We start from the raw sequence: 19,891 nt of genomic DNA, 5'->3' as shown, positions 1-19,891 counted from the left end.
GAACGCGACACGATACCGCGTCGCGGGCTCCGCCGCGCCTCTTGACGGCGTCACCGCCAGGGCACTCCGGTCGCGAGCACTTTAGCGGCGCGCGCGGTGCAACGGCGGCCGCGCACGTCCAGGCCCTGCGCTGCCCGTGCGCTCCTTGCTGCCGCCGTGCGGACATCGCCACGGACACGAATGACACGCTGAAACACGCGCCTGGCAGGCGGCGACGGAACAGCCCGCGCATCATGCGGTGAGCACCGCGCGTCGTCCTCGCCCCCTCGCCCACGCCGCATCGCCCGCGGTTAGCGCCTCGCAGGCCCAGCGATGCCTGTGGGTGCAATAGGCCAATCGCTCGGCAAACGCTTGCAAAAAGAAACCCCGACCAAGGCCGGGGTTTCAGTCACACAGGGTGGCGCCGCGCCCTTATTCGGCCAGGTTCTTGCCCGCCCCTGCGGTGGCGATCACCTTGGCCTTGACCTGCGCGGCCGGCGTGACCGTGTAGATGTAGCCCAGCGATTCGGGGAACACCTTGGTGCTGATCCAGTTGGTGGCATTGGCGTAGGGCTTGCTGCCGTCGGGCGTGCCCCAGGTGATGCCGCTGCCGACGTAGTTGTTGATCAGGTCCCAGTAGCCGATCTCGCTGCTGTCGCGCGAGGTCACCGGGTTCTTGATGTTCTCGAAGTAATTGGACTCGATCTTGGCAATGCCGCCCATGCGTACATTGATGCCGGAGGTGGTGACGTTGTTGAAGTAGTTGTTGTAGATGTGGCTCAAGCCACGGCGCTGCAGCGGCACGCGCGATTCCACGTTCTCGAAGCGGTTGTGGTGGTAGGTGGTACGCGCGGCCGAGTTCTTGGTGTCGCTGTCGCTGTAACCGTTCAACGCCACCTTCTGGTAGTTGTAAACGTAGTTGTAGGACACGGTGACATGGTGCACGCCCTTCTTCATGTCGATGCCGCCATCGAAGGAGGCATCACCGGCGCCGGAGCACTTGGTGAGCGAGGCGAACACCGTGTTGTGGTCGACCCAGATCTTGGACGGCTCGCCACTGGAGTTGCCTTCCAGCGAAATCGAATCGGCATCTTCGCCGCCTTGCAACAGACCGATGGTCATGTTCTGGATGATCACGTTGTGCGCATTGCCCACCACGCGAATACCGAAGTTGGCAGCCGAACCGTTGGCACCCTTGATGGTGACATCGCTCTTGTTCTTGATCTGCACGGTCTTGGCGGGCAGCTTCCACTGCGCGCACACATCCTTGATGGTGCCGAAGTCGAACTTGCCGGTGTAGTTCAGCACCAGGCCGCCGCTGCCGGAGTAGCTATCGATGGCCGACTGCATCGCCTCGAACGTGGCCACATTCACCGGAACCTTGTTGCCGCCGCCGGTGGTGGCGGCACCGTAGCCGACCGGACCTGCGATCGCGCCCGCAGCGCAAGCGGACAGTGCAAGCGCGAGTGCGCCCTGAAGCGTTTTGCTAATCATGCAGCCTCTCCCAATGAAATTCGAAAACGCTGCATGGCGTCAGCGAGTGCATGACGACGGCAACGCGGTGCGTGGGGGCGTGCATTCTTCGCGCGTCTTGAAACAGAAAACAATTATCCAGTTGTGGAAATTTGACAGACCGCGGCATTCGCGCAGAGGGACACGCAAAAGAGACAGCAATGGACAGCGGAGACAGGACACCGTGCCACTGCGCTGCAACATGTCTTGTGCGTGTGATTGCTGCATGCTGCGATGGCATGCCGTTGCGCATGCGCGATTGCGCGATGCAGCGCGCTGCGCCGCAATGCAGTGAAGCGAGCGACACTTCAACGCGACGCGTAGCGGACGCGCTTGATCACCGCGCAGCAACTTCGCGTTGATGATTCAACGGATGAGTTTGGCGGGAAGTTCAGGCCTAATGCGTGGCTGCCGCATCAATCACGCGCACGTGCATCACCGCTAGGAGATCCATCGCGTCGTGTCTGCAAGCTCTTCCAAATCGATCATCGATACAGGCTGCAGATGCGCGACTGCAGCAGCAGCGCGATCGCCCAGAGTCTTATGGATGGCGCATGGGTCAATGCTGCGCACGCGATGATCGGCTGAGTCGGCCAAGCGAAAGCAACTACGGCTGAGCATGCGCGAGTGGCGCGAACACGCGCATCGGGTGGTGCTATCGAGCGCGGCAAATGCTGCGCACAATTATGGGGGATGCAATGCAACGTAGTGCGCAGCACTACCAGACAAGGCCGCAGCACGATGCGGTACGCATGCTCGGCACGACGGTGTGGGCTTGGCCGGCCGGACCGGCGGCGGCGATCAAGACGGGTCGAAGGCGCGCATGGCTCGATGCCGCAACGTGCAGGGAGGAACCAAGGCAGAGCTGCGCATCATTCCGGTGTCATGTGCGTGGCCATGAACACGCTGCCACGCGCGCGCAGGACGCTGGTGTGGCTCGGCACCCGATGGCGTCTGGCTACGAGCGGCTATCAAAACGGCTGCGGAGCCGCCACGCGGGCGCGGCCGGTGTTCGAAATCGGCATGTATCCCCACACACTCCGGTTCCTCCGCGCCGTCCGCACTCACCTGACGACTGCTCGCTACGTTTTGTGAGCCGCTCAAAGTGCTCAAACGCGCCAGTCTGCGGAACCGCGCGGTCGTCGGCATGTCTACCAAGGCCAGCAACCCGCAGCCCTGCAGCGTGACACCCCGCTCAGACGGCGCGATTGGCCAGCGCCGAGGTGCGGGTCAGTTGCCCGCCTGACCAAGGGCTGTGGTCGTCGAGGAAGTTGCCGACCAGGCGCATGCAGGGCTCGCGCTCTTCCACATGCGGCATGTGGCTGGAGTTGGGGAAGACATGCCAGCGCGCATCGGGAATCAACCGTGCGTAAGGCTCCACGGTTTCCGGTGTGGCTTCATCGTATTTGCCGGACAGCACCAGCGTCGGCGCGGTGATGCGGTGCAGGCGTTCGATGATGCTCCAGTTGCGCAGGCTGCCCACCACATGGAATTCGGTCGGGCCGTTCATCGCATGGTAGACGGTGGGATCGGCATCGATCGCGGCAAAGGTGCGCGCCACCTCCGCAGGCCAGGGCAGCACCCGGCACACGTGCTGCGCGTAGAACGCCTGCGTGGCGGCGCGGTAGGCGGGCGAATCCAGGGTGCCGGCAGCTTCATGTTCGTCCAGGGCGGCCTGTACGGGCTCGGGCAGGCGCGCGCGCAGGCGTAGCGCGGCGGCCCGCCACAAGCCCATCGATGCGGGCGAGTTGGCGATGACCAGTGCGCGCAGTCCTGCAGGGCGGCGCACCGCGTGCTCGGCGGCCAGCATGCCGCCCCACGACTGGCCCAGCAGCGCGTACTGGGCCAGCCCGAGATGGCTGATCAGCGCGTGCAGCTCATCCAGGAACAGGCCCACCGTCCAGAAGCTGGGGTCGGCATTGGGCAGATGGGTGGAATGCCCGTTGCCCAATTGGTCGTAGTGAATGACCGCGCGGCCGCTGCCGGCCAGATCGGTAAAGCTGTCGACGTAGTCGTGCGTGCAGCCCGGGCCGCCATGCAGCACGATCAGCGGGCACGCATCGCTGTGCAGGTCGCCGGTGATGCGGTACCAGGTGCGATAGCCGCGAAATTCGACGAAACCCTCGGTGCACTGCATGACCTGCGCCCACTTACGGCAATGAGAGCGGCGAGCCTACCCAGCGCAGCGGGTCGGGATAACTGGCAAATTTGCCAGGTTAGCCATGCATATAGGGGCATAACAGATCCGCGGACGCCGTCTGCGCTGCGAATGCCCGCGCCCTTGGTGCCTGGGTCAAATAGGTTGGTGCGTGCTTGGTCAGTTGCACTGATTGCCTGCACCAATCGCATTCACCACGGATTGTTTCAACTGGCGATGGAGACCGTGTGTCGTCAGCATCCACGTTAAGTGCGATGACACCGGTCGGCAATCGCGAAACGCGCGAATTGCGACACCGGCGTGTGTGCGAGGTGCCATGAGGCCGGCATGCGAACACCGGTCTGCCACCGCTCCCCGAACATGAACAACCATGCCCGCGCCAACGACGCGGCCGACAAACCCGACCAACCGAGTCTTCCTACAATTCCAGCAGCCGGTAATGCATGCCGCGCACCACCGCTTCCACGCGATTGCGTGCGCCCAGTTTGCGGGCTGCCGAATTCAGATGCAGGTTCACGGTGGCCGTGGAGCGGTTGAGCGTGGCGGCAATGCTCTTGGCAGTCATGCCCTTGGCCGAGTACTGCAGGCATTCGCGCTCGCGGCGGGTCAAGGCGATGTGGTGGCAGCGGCGTTCCTGCGGATCGAGCAACTCCTGCGCGCGTGCCTGGAAGGCGTGCGCCAGCAGCAGGAATGGCGGCAGCTGGGCTTCGGCCAGACGTGGGGCCTCGGCCTGGGTGGCATTGACCGCCGCGCTGAAGGTCGCAAACGCGCCGCCGGGCAGGTGCAGTGGCACGGTGACACCGGTGCCCATATCGCTGTCGCACAGGTAGCGGGTGACCTGCCGGTGCTGGTCGCCCACGTATTCCACGCCCTCGGTGCGACCCTCGGTGCGGTACGACCATACGAACGGCGTGGTGCGGCGGGTGGCGCGCTGCTGCACCGGGTCGTTCTGGTAATAGCCGTGTTCGCACCAGACGTTGTGCATGTCGTCGGGCGCATTGCGCTGCAGGAACACCGAGGGGGTGATCAACGCGCCCTCCATGCTCAGCGGCACCGGGGCGTAGTCGTACACCAGCGACTGGAATCCCAGCGCGCAGACATCGCGAAACACCCGGTCCAGGCAGGCATTGAGCGTCTCGCGGGCCTGGAGATCACGGCCCAGGCTGGCCAATGTGTCAAACATGGTGCATGTCCTTCGGTGCCGGCGACTGCCACTGGATGACATCCAGCATGGAAAACCTAGCATTTTTACCAATGGATGGGCTCGCCGGGCGCTTTATGTTCACAATGCCGGGCAACACCCGCCCCCACGGCACTGGACGCGCGCCAGCGCCGCCAGGCATCGCCCGGCCCTCCCCTCAGCGGATATCTGCATGACCGACACCCCAGGCCGCAACGACGCGGCCACGCTGGAACGCTTCGGCTACGCCCAGGAACTCAAGCGGCAGCTCAGCCTGAAGGACCTGCTGATCTATGGCCTGGTGTTCATGGTGCCGACCGCGCCGTTCTCGATCTTCGGTGGGGTGTTCGACATCAGCGCGGGAATGGTGCCGCTGACCTATCTGGTGGGCTTCGTGGCGATGCTGTTCACTGCCCTCAGCTATCAGCAGATGTCGCAGGCGTTTCCGGTAGCTGGTTCGGTGTATGCGTATGTGGGGCGCGGTTTGAGCGGCGGCATGGGATTTCTGGCCGGCTGGGCCATCCTGCTGGACTATCTACTGGTACCCACCCTGCTCTACGTTGTAGGCGCCAACGCCATGCACAACGTGCTGCCACAGGTGCCGCAGCCCGCGTGGATCGCCTTCTTCGTGGTGCTCAACACGGCGGTCAATCTGCGCGGCATCGAGACCACTGCGCGTGCCAACCGCTTCTTCCTGTATGCGCAGCTCATCGTGCTGGCGCTGTTCGTGGTGCTGGCGACATTGGCCATCCAGCGCGGCGTCAACGGCGCACAGTGGACCCTGCGCCCGTTCTACAACCCGCAGGCGTTTTCGCCGCAGTTGATCTTCAGTGCGCTGTCGGTGGCGGTGGTGTCGTTCCTGGGCTTCGATGCGATCTCCACGCTGTCGGAGGAAACCCGCGGCGGCAACCGGGTGGTCGGACGCGCGACATTGTTGGCGTTGGTGCTGGTGGCCGGCCTGTTCGTGCTGCAGACCTGGCTGGCGGCGTTGCTGCAGCCGCACTTGCAGCGTTACCCCAACGCGCAAGCGTCCAACGATGCGTTCTTCGAGATCGGGCGGCTGATTGCCGGGCCGTGGATGCAGATTGTGATTGCGCTGACGGTGGCCATCAGTGCGGCGATTGCCAATTCGTTGGTGGCACAGGCGGCCACCTCGCGGCTACTGTTCGCAATGGCACGCGACCGCCAATTGCCCGCGTTCCTGCGCTATATCCATCCGCGCACTGGCGTGCCGCAGCGGGCGATCCTGCTGGTGGCGGCCCTGAGCATGGTGCTGGGAGAAGTGTTCGTCGGGCAGATCGCGTTGCTGTCCTCGCTATGCAATGTGGGCGCGCTTACGGCCTTCGTGCTGCTGCATGTGGCGGTGCTTTGGCACTTTCGCGCGCATGGCCGCAAGGTACTGCACGGGCTGGTACCAGTGATCGGCATCGTGATCCTGGCCTACGTACTGATCAATGCCGACCTGCATGCGCAGCTGGGCGGCAGCGCCTGGATGGTGGTTGGACTGGCCGTACTGGCCTTCCTCAAGTTCAGCGGACGCTCGACCGAATTCCGCGCTACTGACGCGTTGTAAATTCAGTACCGCGTGCGTGCCTGCGCGTGGGGCGTGCGCGTGCATGCGTACACGCGGTGAGCGCAAGTCCACAACACTGTCGCGCCCCATCTTCGGCGTTGAATGCAGCGCATGGACTTCGCCATGCGTCTCCATGCGGATGCTGCACGCAATGCGTATAGATGACGCCATGCGTGCTGCTCAGTGCGGCGCGCGCGCGCCAGCGCCTGCAGATGCCGCTACCCAGTCCTGCAGCATGGCGCCACTCAATGTTGCGTCGCGCAATTGCATGCGTTCGCGTGCCGCGCTGCACTCAAGCATTCAACAGAGCACCGATAAGGACTGTCGTTTGAAGCGGCAACCATCGATACAACGCGCCAGATCGCACATTTTCGTGAAAGTCACTTCATGAAAGAGATTTTCAGCACATATTCAGCGTTGAACTTTCGCTAGTCTCGTGACGCGCCATCGATGGCGCACGCGGACCACGGCCCCCGCCGTTGCCCAGCGTTCCCTGACGAGAAGGACTATCCATGAATCGCAAGAATGCGTTGTATCTCGCGTTGTTCTCCGCACTTTCCGGCACGGCGCTGGCAGCGCCGCCGACCGAAATGGACGCCGCGCCGGTGACCACGGCGCCGCAAGCTGCCAAGTTGGGCGCCGCACAGCTGCAGTCGGCCAGCCTGCGTGGTGGCGTGCTGCCAACCCGTGTTGCGCAATTGGCTGCACCCGGCAGCAGCGAACTGGCGCGCGTGCGCGAGCGTCGTATTGCGCAGGTCAAGCACGGGCTGCCATTGCAGATCGGTTTCTCGCGCGCGGTGACGCAACCACTGGTCAATCTGTCCAAGCTGGATTGGCAGATGACCAGCGATGGCGGCCGCGTGGCAACGCTGACGCTCAGCTCTGCGCAGGCCGCTGCATTGCGCGCCTCGCTGGTGCTGCGGGGGGCCGGCGCAACGCCGGGTGATCCGTCCAAGGTGACGCTGCGCTTTGCCGGCGACGATGGCCGCGTGTTCGAGCAATCCGGTACCAGCTTCAGCACTAGTGGCAGTGACATCGGCTGGTCGCCGACGGTCAACGGCGACACCTTGCTGGTCGAGCTGTCGCTGCCGGCTGGGCAATACCCGCAGAACTTCAGCCTGTCGGTGCCGCAGTTGTCGCACCTGGACATCAGCCCCACCGCCAGCCCGCGCGACATGATGACCATTGCCATTGGCGAGAGCGATTCCTGCCAGAACGACGTCGTTTGCCGCGCCAACCCCACCGCTGGTTTCACCAGTGCGTCCAAGGCCGTGGCGCGCATGGTGTTCACCACCAGCCAGGGCTCGTTCCTGTGCACGGGCACCTTGCTCAACAACACCAACACGCCCAAGCGCAATCTGTTTTGGACCGCCGCACACTGCATCAGCACGCAGACGGTGGCCAATTCGCTGCAGACCTATTGGTTCTACGATGCGGCCAGTTGCAACGGCAATACCGTCAGTGCGCAGGCCACCACGTTGACCGGCGGTGCGTTCCTGCGCCACGCCAACACCACGCGTGACACCGCATTGCTGGAGCTCAAGACCGCACCGCCCAGCGGCGCGTTCTACGCGGCGTGGAATAGCGCAGCCATCGGGGCCACCGGCACGTCGATCGTTGGCATCCATCACCCCTCTGGCGACGTGAAGAAGTACTCGCTGGGCTCGGTCACAGGGCTGAACACCTCCATCGATGGCAAGACCCCGCTCTACCGCGTGGTCTGGAACGATGGTGTGACCGAGGGCGGCTCGTCAGGCTCGGCCTTGTTCACCGTCGCCAGTGGTGGCGCCTACCAGCTGCGGGGCGGTCTATATGGTGGGTATTCGTACTGCACCGCGCAGAGCGACCCGGATTATTACTCGCGGTTCTCTGATGTGTATTCCACCATCTCCAGCTTCCTGGGCCCGTAAGGCCTGATGGAGAGTCAAGCGACTGTGTAGCAGTGCTGCGTGCGCGATCCTTGTGGTCGCGCACGCGTCTATTTGAAGCGTGCACCTTTGCGTGGCTCGGTATCTTGCCAAGCGATGTACAAGTGGTTGTTAGGCATGTCGTGCAACGCGACAGCCAAATGTTACCGCTAATGCGGGCTCACTCTGAGGGTTCCACCGCCGCAGCGAGCGGCGCTTTGCGCAGCAACGCCTTGCGCAAGGTGTCCGCATAGCCGCGGTATTCGTCCGCGCGATGGCGGTACATCGCTGCGGTATTCGGCTGCGCACGTGTGTTGGAATCGGCCATCCGCGCCACCGAGGTGGCCCGCTCGTCGATGATGCGCAAGGCAATGCGCAGCGCCTCGTCCACCGAACCTTCTGTAGCCGACAACAGACTCTCGCCTGTGTAGGCATGCCCGACCTGGCAGCGGAACCGCAGCACAGAACTCTCCGATATTTGCGACAGCACGCCGCCACAGGCCGGGCAACTCATCGCAACCGGCGTGGCGATCCGCGCGGTGTCGTCAGTCGTGGTCAATGCACCGCGTGCGATCGCCACTTCCAGACGCAATGCATCGGTGATCACCTGCGCCGGCCCTGCCGCTGTCTGCGCCAGTTCCGCAATCAGGCCGCCCAACTCGGCGCTGCTGCGAACGGCATCGGCGGGCACGCGCTGCAGTGCACTCAGCGGCATGTCGCTGGCCACCGCCTCGCCAGGATCCTGCACCAGTACCGTGCCGCCGCAGGCGTGAATCGCGTCAAGACCTGCGGTGCCATCGTTGAGCATCCCCGACAGCAGGACCCCCACTGTTCTAGGCCCGAAGGCCACCGCTGCCGAGCGGAACAAGGCGTCGATCGAAGGCCGCGACATGTTCTCGCGCGGGCCGGTACCCAGCACGATTCGCCCGTCGGCCACCATCAGGTGATGGTCGGCTACCGCGACATAGAGCGTGTGCGGTTCGATGCGCATGCCATCGGCGGCCTCGACCACGGTAATGCCGTTGGCACCGGCACTGACCGTGCGCATGATGCCGTGACCATGCGCCGACATGTGCAGCACCACCAGGATGGCGGCAGGCGTCTGCGCTGGCAGCGCACCCAACAAGCGCCGCAACGCCTCGCCGGCGCCAGCCGATCCACCGATCACGATGACATCGCGGTGCTGCTGGGAATGCAGGTCGTTGTCTACCATGGGCTACTCCAGTGATGTGCCGGTTTCACCATCGCGTGGACCGTGTTGGCGCAATGCGTAGAGCCATGTAAACGGCGACGAAAGAAGACGGTCTCTTCGCATCGGTGAAGCGGGCGCGGGCAGCGACCTCATGCAGCACGGTGCACACACTTGGCATCTGAATGCGTGATGTCACGCCTGCAGGCGCCCTTCGGTATCGGCGCCGATCCGCGGTGGTGCTAGGCTCAGCGCTCCATTCCGCGCGAGAGCCGGCATGACGGACACAACGGGTTGTCGAGACCTGGCACACGCGCTTGCCGAGCTCTGGCGTTTGAGCGAGCTGCATCGTGCAAACGAAAGCGCCTTCTGGGACGGCTTCGCCACCTTGATCAGCACGCTGGAGATCAGCGGCATGACCGCACGCGAAGTACGTACTGCGCTTTGCAGCGAAATCATGGCGTTACGCACGCTTGGCACGCGCACCTATCACCCTGGCATGCTGCGTTACGCGGTACCGGTCATCGTGCAGCGCTGAAGCGCGGCGCGATTCGTCACTGCGGCCTGTGGCGGCTGGCGAAGCAGCCATCACCCCACAACATCCCGCTTTCTTTTCCGCATGGTTGCGCTGCCGAGACAGCGCGTCCTAACCCATCGGCGGCACGGGGTAACTCCACCCGTGCCGCCGCCAGCAGTGCCGACTCAGCGGTTGCCGCCGCCGCTGTTCTCGCCACCCTTGCGGCCGATGTCGGCCATGTGCTCGCGGTCCTGGCTCACCGACTCACCGCCCTTGCGGCCGGCTTCCCTGGCTTCTTCGGAGTCGAACTCGTGTGCATTGCCGCTGGCGTGTGCGGCCTTGCCGCCCTTGCTCGCAATCTCGCGTTGCTTGTCTTCGTCCATCGATGCGAAACCACGGTTGCTGGTGTTTTGATCAGCCATTGGTGTACTCCTCAACTGTGTGGAACACGGCAGAAATACCGTAGGCGTAGTGTTGATCCGGGCCGATTAAACCCACGTCCAGCCGATGCCATGAGCACGTAGACGAGGCTGCCGCACACGGGCGGCACCATCGCGGCGTGCTAACGCGGTGTTGTGTTTCGGCCAGACTGCACACGCATGCAGCAGCCTGCGCGCACCACGTGCGCGTGCCGATCATGCACACTGTTGGCCCCGCTCAGCCAAGGACGCGTATGCGCCACTCTTCCCCTTTCTCTGCCGTTGCCACGCTGGTGCTGGTCTTGGGCGCAACCGCTGCGCCGGCCATGGCCGCAGCCAAGCCCGCCAACAGCGAGGACGTCAAGGCCTATGCCCTGCAGCTGTGCCTGGATGCCAATTACCAACGCGCAGGCAAATATGCCGAAGACCAGTTGCGCGACCGCTCGTTCCTGACCACCACTTACGCGCTCGACAACGCACGGGCCGGGGCCACTGCGCGCTTGCACGAGTTCGTCGCAAAACAGACGGCCGACTTCCACCGCGCCGAGGTGCCGATGAAGGATGAGCAGCGCCTGGGGCCGTACAACCGGATCTTTGCACAGTGCATGGCCTTCTATCGGTCGGCGCCGCTGAGCGAGTTTGTGCAACGCCTGCGTTGAGCATCCCGAGTAGACGCGACCGCGACAGCCTTGATCGGTGTTGCACCACCTGCCACTCGTTCGATGCACAGCTCGGTCAAGCGATCGTGATTACCGCACTTTCGAATGCACTGCGTGCGCGTTGAACACATGCGTCGGCTGCGCGCGTCGGCGTGTTTTCGGCGTGCTGGTCAGGCCACGGCCACGCCGTGACAACACGTCAGCACGCGCTCCTATGACTTTCCCCTGGCCACGCCACCGATGATGTTCCTGCTGCACGTTGTCCTGCTCATCGCAAGCCTGGTGATTGCGCCGTTACTGAGCCTGCTCGCTGTCCAGTCCGTAGGCGTCCTGTTGATGAAGGACTACCGGGCCGGGCGCGGTGTCACCGTTGCGATCGCCGACCGCTCCACCCGCCAGCGGTTACGCGGCCAGACCAAACGCACCCCTGCCCGGCAACGGGCACGGCAGGCGGTGCAGCACGCACGACGCACCCGAGCACTGGCAGCGTTACGCAATCAGCAGCGGATTGCGCCGCCGTTCTGGGTGGTGATCAGCCTGTGTGCGGCCGGTGCGACCGCGGTGTGGGTCGTCCTGGTGTTTCCTGACCCGGCGCAGCTGCGCCTGCGGGTGGACCAGCTGCTCACGTATCCGGCCACGCGGGTGCAGATCCGCCTGCGCGAGGACACCGCCGCATCGCGCCAGGCCATGCTGGAGACCTTCACCCCGTTCCTGCAGGCTGGCGCGCGACGCATCCGCTACCGCAGCGGTGGGAGCCGCGGCGGGAGCGGCCATACCGATACCGCCGATGTGCCGAGTTATTACCGTTTCGTCGACGGCCGCTTCGAGATGGTCGCCGGCGGAGAGATCTCTTCGCAGCGCCTGAGCATGGTGTCGCAGGGTCTGCAGGCTCTGGCTCGCTACCCGCGGCTGCACGACATTCCTGCGCGTGTACCCGCACAGTTGCGGCTGCCCGGTGCGACGCTCCCGGCCACCCTGTTGCTGCACAGCACCGTGCTGGTGCACACACCGCCCGCCGCTCTGCTGGGCGCGACAACGGAGATACGCGAGGGCTGCCATCTTGCTGTGCAGGCGCGCGTTCCGTTGCAGTCGCTTGATCAGCTGCGTGCGGCGGGCGTTGTGCCGGCACGTCCCGTCCCGGGTGCGTCGCTGCATGTCGCGGCACCGGAGCTATTCACGCACGGCGGCGATTACGCCGTGACCGGCATCGTGGTGCGCGAGGGGCCTATCGGCACCGACACCACCGCAACGGAACTGCGGGTGCGCCTACAGCTGCTGCCACCCGGCTTCACCGAAGGGGTCAGCGACTGCGCGCTGGCGCTTCCCAGGCTCACCGAGCCCGCCCTGCTGGCGGCATCGATGCTGACCACCTTCCCGCGCTTGCAGGCAACCGTGGCGCAGGCGCAGGTGAGGCGGTCTGCCCGCTTCTCGCCCTGGTATGGCCGTGGATGGATTGAAGTACCGCCGCACCTGTACCCGGATGCCGAGGCAAGTGCATGCGTGTATGAGCAGGACCGCGTCATGGACGCACGCTTGGCGACCGTCCACGCCGCATGCCAGACAGCCGCTGCCCGCACCCAGACCTGCGCCACCATCGCTGCGCGGCTGGCCGCTGCACGCGATGACCTGCGACGCTGCCTCAGCGAATAACCGAGACAGCGACAGCGGCGCTGGCTGGCCGCTCCGCTGCGTGACGGCTTTACAGCGTAACGATCCTGCTGTGCGTCAGCCCCAGGTGCTTTGATCCACCTTGCAGTAGCTGTCGATAAACGCCTGCTGGGTCGGCAGCTGTGTCACCACGTGCTGCAGTGGCTGGCGGATGCCATCCAGCAACTGCTGCAGATGCTGGTCGGGCAAGGCGCGCGTCAACGGATGATGTTGCGCGGGCGCAATGCCCTGGCCGAGCAGCACATGCGTCCAGGAATCGACACGGAACAGTTCGTCGCCATCCTGCCAGGCGTGCGCGCCCTCGCGCCATGCACGCAGGCGCAGCTGCAGCGATTCCGGCAATTCCATCGCGCGGCATTGCCGCCACAGCGCCTCCTGGCGCTGGGTGGCGTGGTAATGCAGGATCACGAAATCGCGCACGTGCTCGGCTTCGGCGCGGCTGATGCGGTTGAACAGGTCCACCTGCGGTTGCGCGATGCCATCGGCGGGGAACAGCGTGATCAGGCGCATCACCGCCACGATCGCCAGATGGATGCTGGTGGATTCCAGTGGCTCCACGAAACCGCTCGCCAGGCCCAGCGCTACCACGTTCTTGTTCCAGGTCTGCAGCCGGCGGCCGGTGACGAATGGCACCAGCATCGGGTCGCGCCGTGGCGTGCCTTGCACCGCTGCCAACAGCATGGCGCTGGCTTCATCGTCGGAGAGGTGCGCCCGTGCGTAGACCAGCCCGTTGCCCACGCGATGCTGCAGCGGAATCTGCCAGCGCCAGCCGGCCGCATGCGCAATGGCGCGTGTATACGGCACCGGCGGCTCCACCGATTCGGTCTGCACCGCAACTGCACGGTCGCAGGGCAGCCAATGGCTCCAGTCTTCATAGCCGGTGTGCAGGGTTTGCTCGATCAGCAGCCCGCGAAAACCGGTGCAATCGATGAACAGGTCGCCCTCGACCACCTGCCCGTCTTCCAGCACTAGCGCCTCGACGAAGCCACTGTCGGCATGTTGGCGCACCTGCTGGATCTTGCCCTCGATGCGGGTGGCACCATAGCGCTGCGCGTGGGTGCGCAGGAAGCGCGCATACAAGCCGGCATCCAGATGGTAGGCATAGTTCACCGCCGGCTGCTGCAGTACCGCGAAGCGGTCCGCACGCGCGGCCTGCGCTTCCAGGCAGTATTCGTCGAAGCCGCTGTGCATGCCACGCCGCTGCGCCTCCAACCAAAAGTGGTGGAACGCGCACACCAGCGTGCCCTGCCCGGTACTGCCAAACGGGTGGATGTAGCGATCACCCTGGCCTTGCCAGCCTTCAAAAGAGATGGCCAGCTTGAAGGTGCCGGCTACCGCACGCAGGAATTCCTGCTCGTCGATCTGCAGGAAGCGATGAAACGCGCGAATCGGCGGCACGGTAGATTCGCCCACGCCAATCGTGCCGATCTGCTCGGATTCCACCAGCACGATCTCCAGCAGCCCCCGAAACTGATGCGCCAGCGCCGCGGCGGCAACCCACCCGGCGGTGCCACCGCCGGCAATGACAACCTTGCGAATGCGTGACTGCGTCACTGCGCGTTCCTCGAAGAAGGGTGGAGGGTAAACCTGATCAGCGATTGAGCCGGGCGATCAGCAGTGCGCGCAGTTGCCGCGCAAGCGCCGGGTCGATGGTGCCCAGCACCTGCCGCGCGGCCTCGGGCAGATGTGCGCCAGCCTGCTCGGCCGGACCGAACACGTAGTAATCGAACACTGCGCGCCAGGCGGCTTTTTCCGCGGCGGGCCGGTCGCGGATGGCCCACAGCGCGTGATACAGCGCCGGCATCGGTGCGGGCACATGCGCGGGCATGCTGCCCCACCAGTAATTGACCAGCACGTTGAAGGGCTGCAGCGCCATCACGTGGTGCCACCACATGCTGGGAATGAACACCGCATCGCCCGGCTGCAACACGGCGGTGCGCGCATGCGGCAACGCCTGCGCAAAGCGCGGATAGCGCTGCAGATCGGGCGCGGCCAGGTCCACCATGCTCACCACCTGCCCGCCCGGCGTCGTCTCCAACGGCCCGGGATACAGGTTGGTAATCTGCTCTGGCGGAAACAGCGTGAAGCGCCGCTGCCCCACCGCGCAGCAGGCGAGATTATTCGGCACGTCGTAATGGCACGAGGCGACCACGCGGTTGCCGATCCAGATGCTCGGCTGCACGTTGCTGCCGCTGGCGCGCATGTCCAGGTCGTTGCCCGAGCGCAGCCCGGGCAGGTAGTCATCGACTGGCAGCGAGGCGAGGTAATAGGTGGGCGGCTGCGCATCGTTGCGATGCGCTTCAATCGCCTCCAGCACGCTGCCCAAGCTGCCACGGCGCACTTCGAAGTTGAGGTCGGTGCCGTCGTCGGTGTAGAACGGGCGCCCGGCAATCTCCGGGCCGCCATACGAATATTGCAGCGGCTGCGCACGGTCGAATCTGTGCAACACAGCCATTGCCTCGGCATCGTCACGCTGGCCGGCCTGCACCAGCTGCCAGTCGCGTGCCACCCCGCGCAACACCACCGGCTCCGCTGCGGCACAGAGCGCGGCCAGCGGCAGCGCATCGGCCGTGCAATCGCTGCGCTCGGCAATTGGTGCCATGGCGTCGAACGGCGTGGTCATCTGCGTGGGCTCACGCGTGCGCGGCGGCGGATGTGGCAGTGGCCTGCTGCAGACGACGCTGTTTTTCGGCCATCAAGCGGCGCAGATTGTGCTGCGAGGCCAGCATCAGGAAGGCACCTTCCAGATAGCCGGCCTGATGCAGCTGATGCAGTGCAGGCGCATCGAGTGCTGCCAGGCGTTCGCGGTCGATGGCATACAGCCCGTCAAGATGCGCGGCGTGGCTGGCGTCCAGCGTGATGTCCAGCCGCACCGGCTGGATCAGCCCGAGCGCATCGAACGCCGCGCACATCGGCTGCCCGGCATCCATGCCATCACGGATGCCGCGCAACACATCGATGATGTGCTGCAGATACGGGCTATGGCCGCCCTGCGGCAAGAACACCGGCTCGCCGTCCGTGCGGCTCAGGCGCGGATGCTCCAGGTCGACATGGATCACCGGCTCCTGCACCAGCGCGCCATCGATGCGCTGCTCCTGGAAGCCGATCAAAAATGGCCCTTTGGCAATGATTCCCGGCAGGTAGCTGGCATTCCAGCGCTGGTCCTGCAGGAAGAGGTTCTCGTCGTGCGCAAAGCCCAGCACCGCCACAGCCTGGTACGCGCCGCTGGCGGGATCCTTGCGAAAGAACAGCGGGTATTCGCGCTGCAACTCGGCGAATTCGGTGACGAAGGCCGGCACAAGGCCAACCGCATCGCCAAACTGCGCACCGAACTGCAGGATGACGCGCACATCGTGATGCGCCACATTGTTGAGCACTGCGTATCGCGTCATCGAAACTCCGGCGGGTAAGTGGCCTGCCCGGCCCTCTCCGCTGCAAGGCGGCGGCGGAGCGGCCGCTGCATCAAGCGTCTGCTGCGGGCGAGCATTGCGAAAAAGCGCGCCGCCGGCAAGCCGCACAGCACCATGCAACTGCAGACGAGCACGCAAGGCATCCGCGTGCGAAACGCGCAGCACGCTCGCCAGGCGAGGCGTATTGACGCACCGGCCTCAAGCGGTGCGTCAAGCGCAGTGCGCAGCTGCCGTAGACTGGCAACTGCGCCCCATCCGCGGTTAGAACGCGTAACGCACGCCCAGCGTATAGCGCGGTTGCTGGTCGATCAGGCGGATGATCTGCTTGTCCGATCGCCCGTGCCAGCGCACGTCCTCGCCCGTCAGGTTGATGGCTTCAAAGCCGATCGACAGCTGCTTGCTGAAGGCATAGCTGACACTGAGGTCCCACTGCTGATACGCCTCGACGTAGTACGGGTTGCGGTTGGAGTTGTCCTGGTTGGCGGCGATCAGATACTCGTCGCGCCAGTTCCATGCCAGACGTGCGCTGAAGCCGTACTTTTCGTACATCAGCATGGCATTGGCGGTGTCGCTCAAGCCCAGCAAGGCGAACTGGTCGCGGTCGATCACGGTGTTGTCGAAGCCGACATCGCCTTCCACGATGGTGTAGTTGGCGTAGATGCCAAAGCCGCTGCTGCCGAAGAAGTACTGCCCGCCCAGCTCCCAACCATGGATATTGGCCTTGTTCTGGTTGATCGGCCGCGACACATCGAACTGGTACAGCGGGTCGCTACTGTTGCCGGTGATGTCGTAGGCGTTCTCCAGCGCCAGGCTCTGCGCGGAGCTGCCGTTGTAGGCACCCAGGCCGCCGGTGGCTGCGGCGTTGCGCAACAACGCCATGGCCGCGAACAGCGAGGTGTCGTTGGCCGAGCACGCCGCGGCAACGTCATTGCCGGACGCACCCACCTGGGCTGCGCAGGCACCGCTTTGCAGGAAGGCCAAGGCCGCCTGCGCGTCCGGCCCGGAGGTGGGATCGGTCAGCCCGTACAGCGATTCGCGCGACACCGTGTTGCCGATGAAGTTGCTGACGCGCTTGTTCCAGAACGTGGCCGACACATAGCTGGCGTCGGCGAAGTACCACTCCAGCGCCAGGTCGAGGTTGTCCGATTCCAGCGGATCGAGCTGCGGGTTCTGCGAGTCGCCACCGGCACGGTTGGAGGGGTTGATCAGGATCGAACCGTTGGGCGTGTTGGGCGTGGGCCCTGCAATCAGGTTGTTGTAGGGTGCGCGCGCAATGGTCTGGCCGAACGAGGCACGCCCCTTCAGCTGGTCGGTGATGTCGATGCTGAAATCGAGATTGGGCAGGATGTAGTTGTAGCTGGTCTTTTCACTGAAGGGCTGCAGCTCTGCCGAACGGACCAGCTGGAAGTCGTTGTTGGACTGCCACAGCAAACCGGTTGGCGTGGCCACCTGCGACACCGATTCCACATCGGTGCGCTCGTAGCGCAGGCCCAGCCGCGTATTGGTGGTCATGCCGGCGATGTCGCCCTGCAATTCCAGCTGCACGTACGCCGCACGAGTCTTCTCTTCCACCTGGTTGTCGGCGCTGTATTGCGGGTTGTAGCGCGTGGTGGCGCCGTACTGGCTGCCACCCCACAACGCGAGCTGGTCGGCATCGCCACGCCAGGCGCTGGGCGCCGCGCCATTGGCATTGAAGTCCTTGAACATGCCGGTGATGCTCACCGGCTGCAGCAACGCCACCATGCCCGGCTCATTGCCGGCATTGGCCACGCTCCAGTCACCGAGCGTGGAGTTGGTGTCGCTGGTGAGCCGGTTCATCTTGGTATTGGCCGAGCTCACGCCGAACTGGAAGCGGCCGTCGTCGAAGTCGAACGTGCCGTCCACACGCCCTTCCTTGATCTCGGTCACCTGCGATTGGTAGTAGATGCGCAGCACCTGCGAGCCCAGGTTGCCCGCGGTGAAGTCCGGGTTGACCACGCCATTGGTGCCAGCCAGCGAATCGGCCGCAGTGGGATACCAGGTGCGTGCGCCGATCGGCAGCGAATTGTTGAACCACAGTTCCTGGCCCCACTGCCCGCCGCACAGCGGGCCGCTGGCGCAGTTGTTGGTGCCGGCAAGGCTGAAATAGGTGGCGCTGCCGCCGGTGACCGGGTCGTTGGGCAGGCTCTTGGTCTTGGAGTTGTGCGCATCGAAACTCAGCTGGAAGCGGTCGCTCACCTGCCAGTCCGCGTTGAAGCCGAGCGAGCCGAGCGTGTACTTCTGCTCGTTGCGCTGCTGCTCCATGCCGAAGTCCTTGGCACCACTGGGCACATCGCGCAGATACACCGGCGTGGCCACGGCCTGGCCGGTATCGAAGGTCAGGTCGGTGAAGCTGTTGGCGCGCTGCAGCCAGATGCCCTGCTCGCCACGCTCCTCGCGGATTTCATTGGACGAATAGGTGTAGTCCAGGGTCAAGGTCAGGCTGTCGGTCGGCGCAAACTGCATCACCGCCTGGCCATTCATGCGCTCGCGCTGGAAGTCGGCGAATGCGTAGCGGAGGTCGTTGGGCATGCCGTACAGCTGGCCGATCGCCGGTGCGTTGGTCACCACCGCATCCGGACGCAGCGCGGGGTCGGTGCCGGTCCAGCGCTGGATATTCCAGGTGTTTTCGGTGGCCTGCACCGAGCCGCCATGGCGCTTCTGGTAGCTGGCGCTCAGGCCGATACCGAAGGTCTTGTCGGGGTTGGTGTAGCTGAAGATGCCCGACACTTCCGGGGTGAGCGAATCGCCGAACGGCTGCGAGCGGTCGGACACCATCTTGGCGCCGGCATTGGCCACGACGCCGGAATGGTTGAACGGCTTGTCGGTCTGGATATTGATGGTGGCGCCGATGCCGCCGCTGGGCGCCGTGGCGCGGCTGGTCTTGTAGACCTCGATGCCGGTGATCGCTTCAGAGGCCAGCTGCGCGAAGTTAAACGCGCGCGTGCCCACGTCCACGCCGCCGATTGGCGTTTGCCCCGGCGCGCCAAAGGCATCCGCACCCGGGATCAAGCGCCCGTTGAGCGTGACCGTATTGAACTGCGGGCCGAAGCCACGCGCGGTGACCTGCGCACCCTCGCCATCGCGGCGTTCGATCGAGATGCCGGTGATGCGCTGCAGCGACTCGGCCAGATTGGTATCCGGAAACTTGCCGATGTCTTCAGCGCTGATCGCATCCACCACGCCGGCGGCGTCGCGCTTGATGCCCATCGACTGGTCCAGGCTACTGCGGATGCCGGTGACGTTGACGGTGTCGAGCGTGGTGGCAGCGTCGCTGCTGGATTGTGGCGGCGGTGCTTGCGGCGTCGTGTCCTGCGCAAAGGCGGGATTGATGACCAGCAAACCGCCAACGAAGGTGAACATGGCCTTCGACTTGAAGCTCTTCAACGTACGACGCATCGATGTGTCCTCGGGTGGTGTGCAACTGCCCACGGCCGTGCGCGCGACATGCGACACCGCCACTGTCTTTGCCGGCATCCCTGCGGATGTCTGGCGAACTGCCTGCAGCAAGTTCTGTGATCCCCTGCGGTGCAACTCAACGACGGATCCCCCGAGCCAGTCGTGTCCTGCCCGTCGCGTACGACGGCGACTTTCTCTTTGATCCGTTTCAGCTGATGACTGCGCCAGTGGCCCTGCTCTGCAACAGCCGCTGGCGTGATAGCGCTAACACGCGGCGCAGCCTAGTCACCGGCCACAGCGCTT

At 64.7% G+C, this 19,891-nt stretch carries 14 protein-coding genes and 1 other RNA gene; 6 read left to right on the top strand and 9 right to left on the bottom strand.

The window, feature by feature from the left end:
• Positions 1 to 411 precede the first annotated feature (411 nt).
• Positions 412 to 1,473, bottom strand: coding sequence for a pectate lyase (locus QRM60_RS11885; protein WP_014508484.1), 1,062 nt, complete (start codon positions 1,471 to 1,473; stop codon positions 412 to 414).
• A 1,041-nt stretch (positions 1,474 to 2,514) separates the two neighbouring features.
• Between QRM60_RS11885 and QRM60_RS11880 the strand changes: the two genes are divergently transcribed.
• Positions 2,515 to 2,589: non-coding RNA, sX9 sRNA (locus QRM60_RS11880), on the top strand.
• Positions 2,590 to 2,686: 97 nt separating this feature from the next.
• Here QRM60_RS11880 and QRM60_RS11875 read toward each other — a convergent pair.
• Together QRM60_RS11875 and QRM60_RS11870 are read right to left on the bottom strand one after the other, a co-directional pair.
• The gene (locus QRM60_RS11875; RefSeq protein ID WP_103700734.1) at positions 2,687 to 3,628 is read right to left on the bottom strand and encodes a proline iminopeptidase-family hydrolase; all 942 of its coding nucleotides are present in this window, start codon (positions 3,626 to 3,628) and stop codon (positions 2,687 to 2,689) included.
• A 439-nt stretch (positions 3,629 to 4,067) separates the two neighbouring features.
• Complete coding sequence (locus QRM60_RS11870) at positions 4,068 to 4,832, bottom strand: LuxR family transcriptional regulator (RefSeq protein WP_014508487.1); 765 nt, start codon at positions 4,830 to 4,832, stop codon at positions 4,068 to 4,070.
• Between the two features lie 190 nt (positions 4,833 to 5,022).
• Here QRM60_RS11870 and QRM60_RS11865 point away from each other — a divergent pair, with 190 nt between their 5' ends.
• Both QRM60_RS11865 and QRM60_RS11860 read left to right on the top strand, forming a co-directional pair.
• Positions 5,023 to 6,402 (top strand): APC family permease, encoded by a 1,380-nt coding sequence (locus QRM60_RS11865; RefSeq protein WP_285446260.1) that lies wholly within the window; start codon positions 5,023 to 5,025, stop codon positions 6,400 to 6,402.
• A gap of 512 nt (positions 6,403 to 6,914) precedes the next feature.
• Positions 6,915 to 8,312: a trypsin-like peptidase domain-containing protein gene (locus QRM60_RS11860; protein ID WP_139327973.1), complete on the top strand. Its 1,398-nt coding sequence runs from the start codon at positions 6,915 to 6,917 to the stop codon at positions 8,310 to 8,312.
• 178 nt (positions 8,313 to 8,490) lie between these two features.
• On the opposite strand, the gene QRM60_RS11855 is transcribed toward QRM60_RS11860, so the two are convergent.
• Complete coding sequence (locus QRM60_RS11855) at positions 8,491 to 9,522, bottom strand: chemotaxis protein CheB (protein ID WP_285446259.1); 1,032 nt, start codon at positions 9,520 to 9,522, stop codon at positions 8,491 to 8,493.
• Positions 9,523 to 9,775: 253 nt separating this feature from the next.
• Here QRM60_RS11855 and QRM60_RS11850 point away from each other — a divergent pair, with 253 nt between their 5' ends.
• Entirely contained in the window at positions 9,776 to 10,036 is a 261-nt protein-coding gene (locus QRM60_RS11850; RefSeq protein WP_238152346.1) for a hypothetical protein, read from the top strand.
• 164 nt (positions 10,037 to 10,200) lie between these two features.
• Here QRM60_RS11850 and QRM60_RS11845 read toward each other — a convergent pair whose 3' ends face one another.
• On the bottom strand, positions 10,201 to 10,437 hold the full coding sequence (locus tag QRM60_RS11845; RefSeq protein ID WP_012437768.1) for a KGG domain-containing protein: 237 nt from the start codon (positions 10,435 to 10,437) through the stop codon (positions 10,201 to 10,203).
• Between the two features lie 323 nt (positions 10,438 to 10,760).
• Between QRM60_RS11845 and QRM60_RS11840 the strand changes: the two genes are divergently transcribed.
• Both QRM60_RS11840 and QRM60_RS11835 read left to right on the top strand, forming a co-directional pair.
• Positions 10,761 to 11,093, top strand: coding sequence for a hypothetical protein (locus tag QRM60_RS11840; RefSeq protein WP_225042213.1), 333 nt, complete (start codon positions 10,761 to 10,763; stop codon positions 11,091 to 11,093).
• Between the two features lie 243 nt (positions 11,094 to 11,336).
• Complete coding sequence (locus tag QRM60_RS11835; RefSeq protein WP_285446258.1) at positions 11,337 to 12,743, top strand: hypothetical protein; 1,407 nt, start codon at positions 11,337 to 11,339, stop codon at positions 12,741 to 12,743.
• A 75-nt stretch (positions 12,744 to 12,818) separates the two neighbouring features.
• On the opposite strand, the gene QRM60_RS11830 is transcribed toward QRM60_RS11835, so the two are convergent.
• The 4 genes from QRM60_RS11830 to QRM60_RS11815 form a co-directional block, all read right to left on the bottom strand.
• Positions 12,819 to 14,315: a tryptophan halogenase family protein gene (locus QRM60_RS11830; RefSeq protein ID WP_285446257.1), complete on the bottom strand. Its 1,497-nt coding sequence runs from the start codon at positions 14,313 to 14,315 to the stop codon at positions 12,819 to 12,821.
• A 37-nt stretch (positions 14,316 to 14,352) separates the two neighbouring features.
• Positions 14,353 to 15,384, bottom strand: coding sequence for a cupin-like domain-containing protein (locus QRM60_RS11825; protein ID WP_285446256.1), 1,032 nt, complete (start codon positions 15,382 to 15,384; stop codon positions 14,353 to 14,355).
• A 10-nt stretch (positions 15,385 to 15,394) separates the two neighbouring features.
• Positions 15,395 to 16,153 carry a SapC family protein gene (locus QRM60_RS11820; protein ID WP_161960545.1) on the bottom strand — a complete coding sequence of 253 codons (759 nt, stop codon included), beginning with the start codon at positions 16,151 to 16,153 and terminating at the stop codon, positions 15,395 to 15,397.
• Positions 16,154 to 16,432: 279 nt separating this feature from the next.
• On the bottom strand, positions 16,433 to 19,588 hold the full coding sequence (locus QRM60_RS11815) for a TonB-dependent receptor (RefSeq protein ID WP_050912110.1): 3,156 nt from the start codon (positions 19,586 to 19,588) through the stop codon (positions 16,433 to 16,435).
• Between the last annotated feature and the right edge of the window lie 303 nt (positions 19,589 to 19,891).

Source organism: Xanthomonas sp. fls2-241-TYG-148, assembly GCF_030208815.1.
Lineage (GTDB): Bacteria > Pseudomonadota > Gammaproteobacteria > Xanthomonadales > Xanthomonadaceae > Xanthomonas > Xanthomonas campestris.
This window is presented reverse-complemented; position numbering and strand designations above follow the sequence as displayed.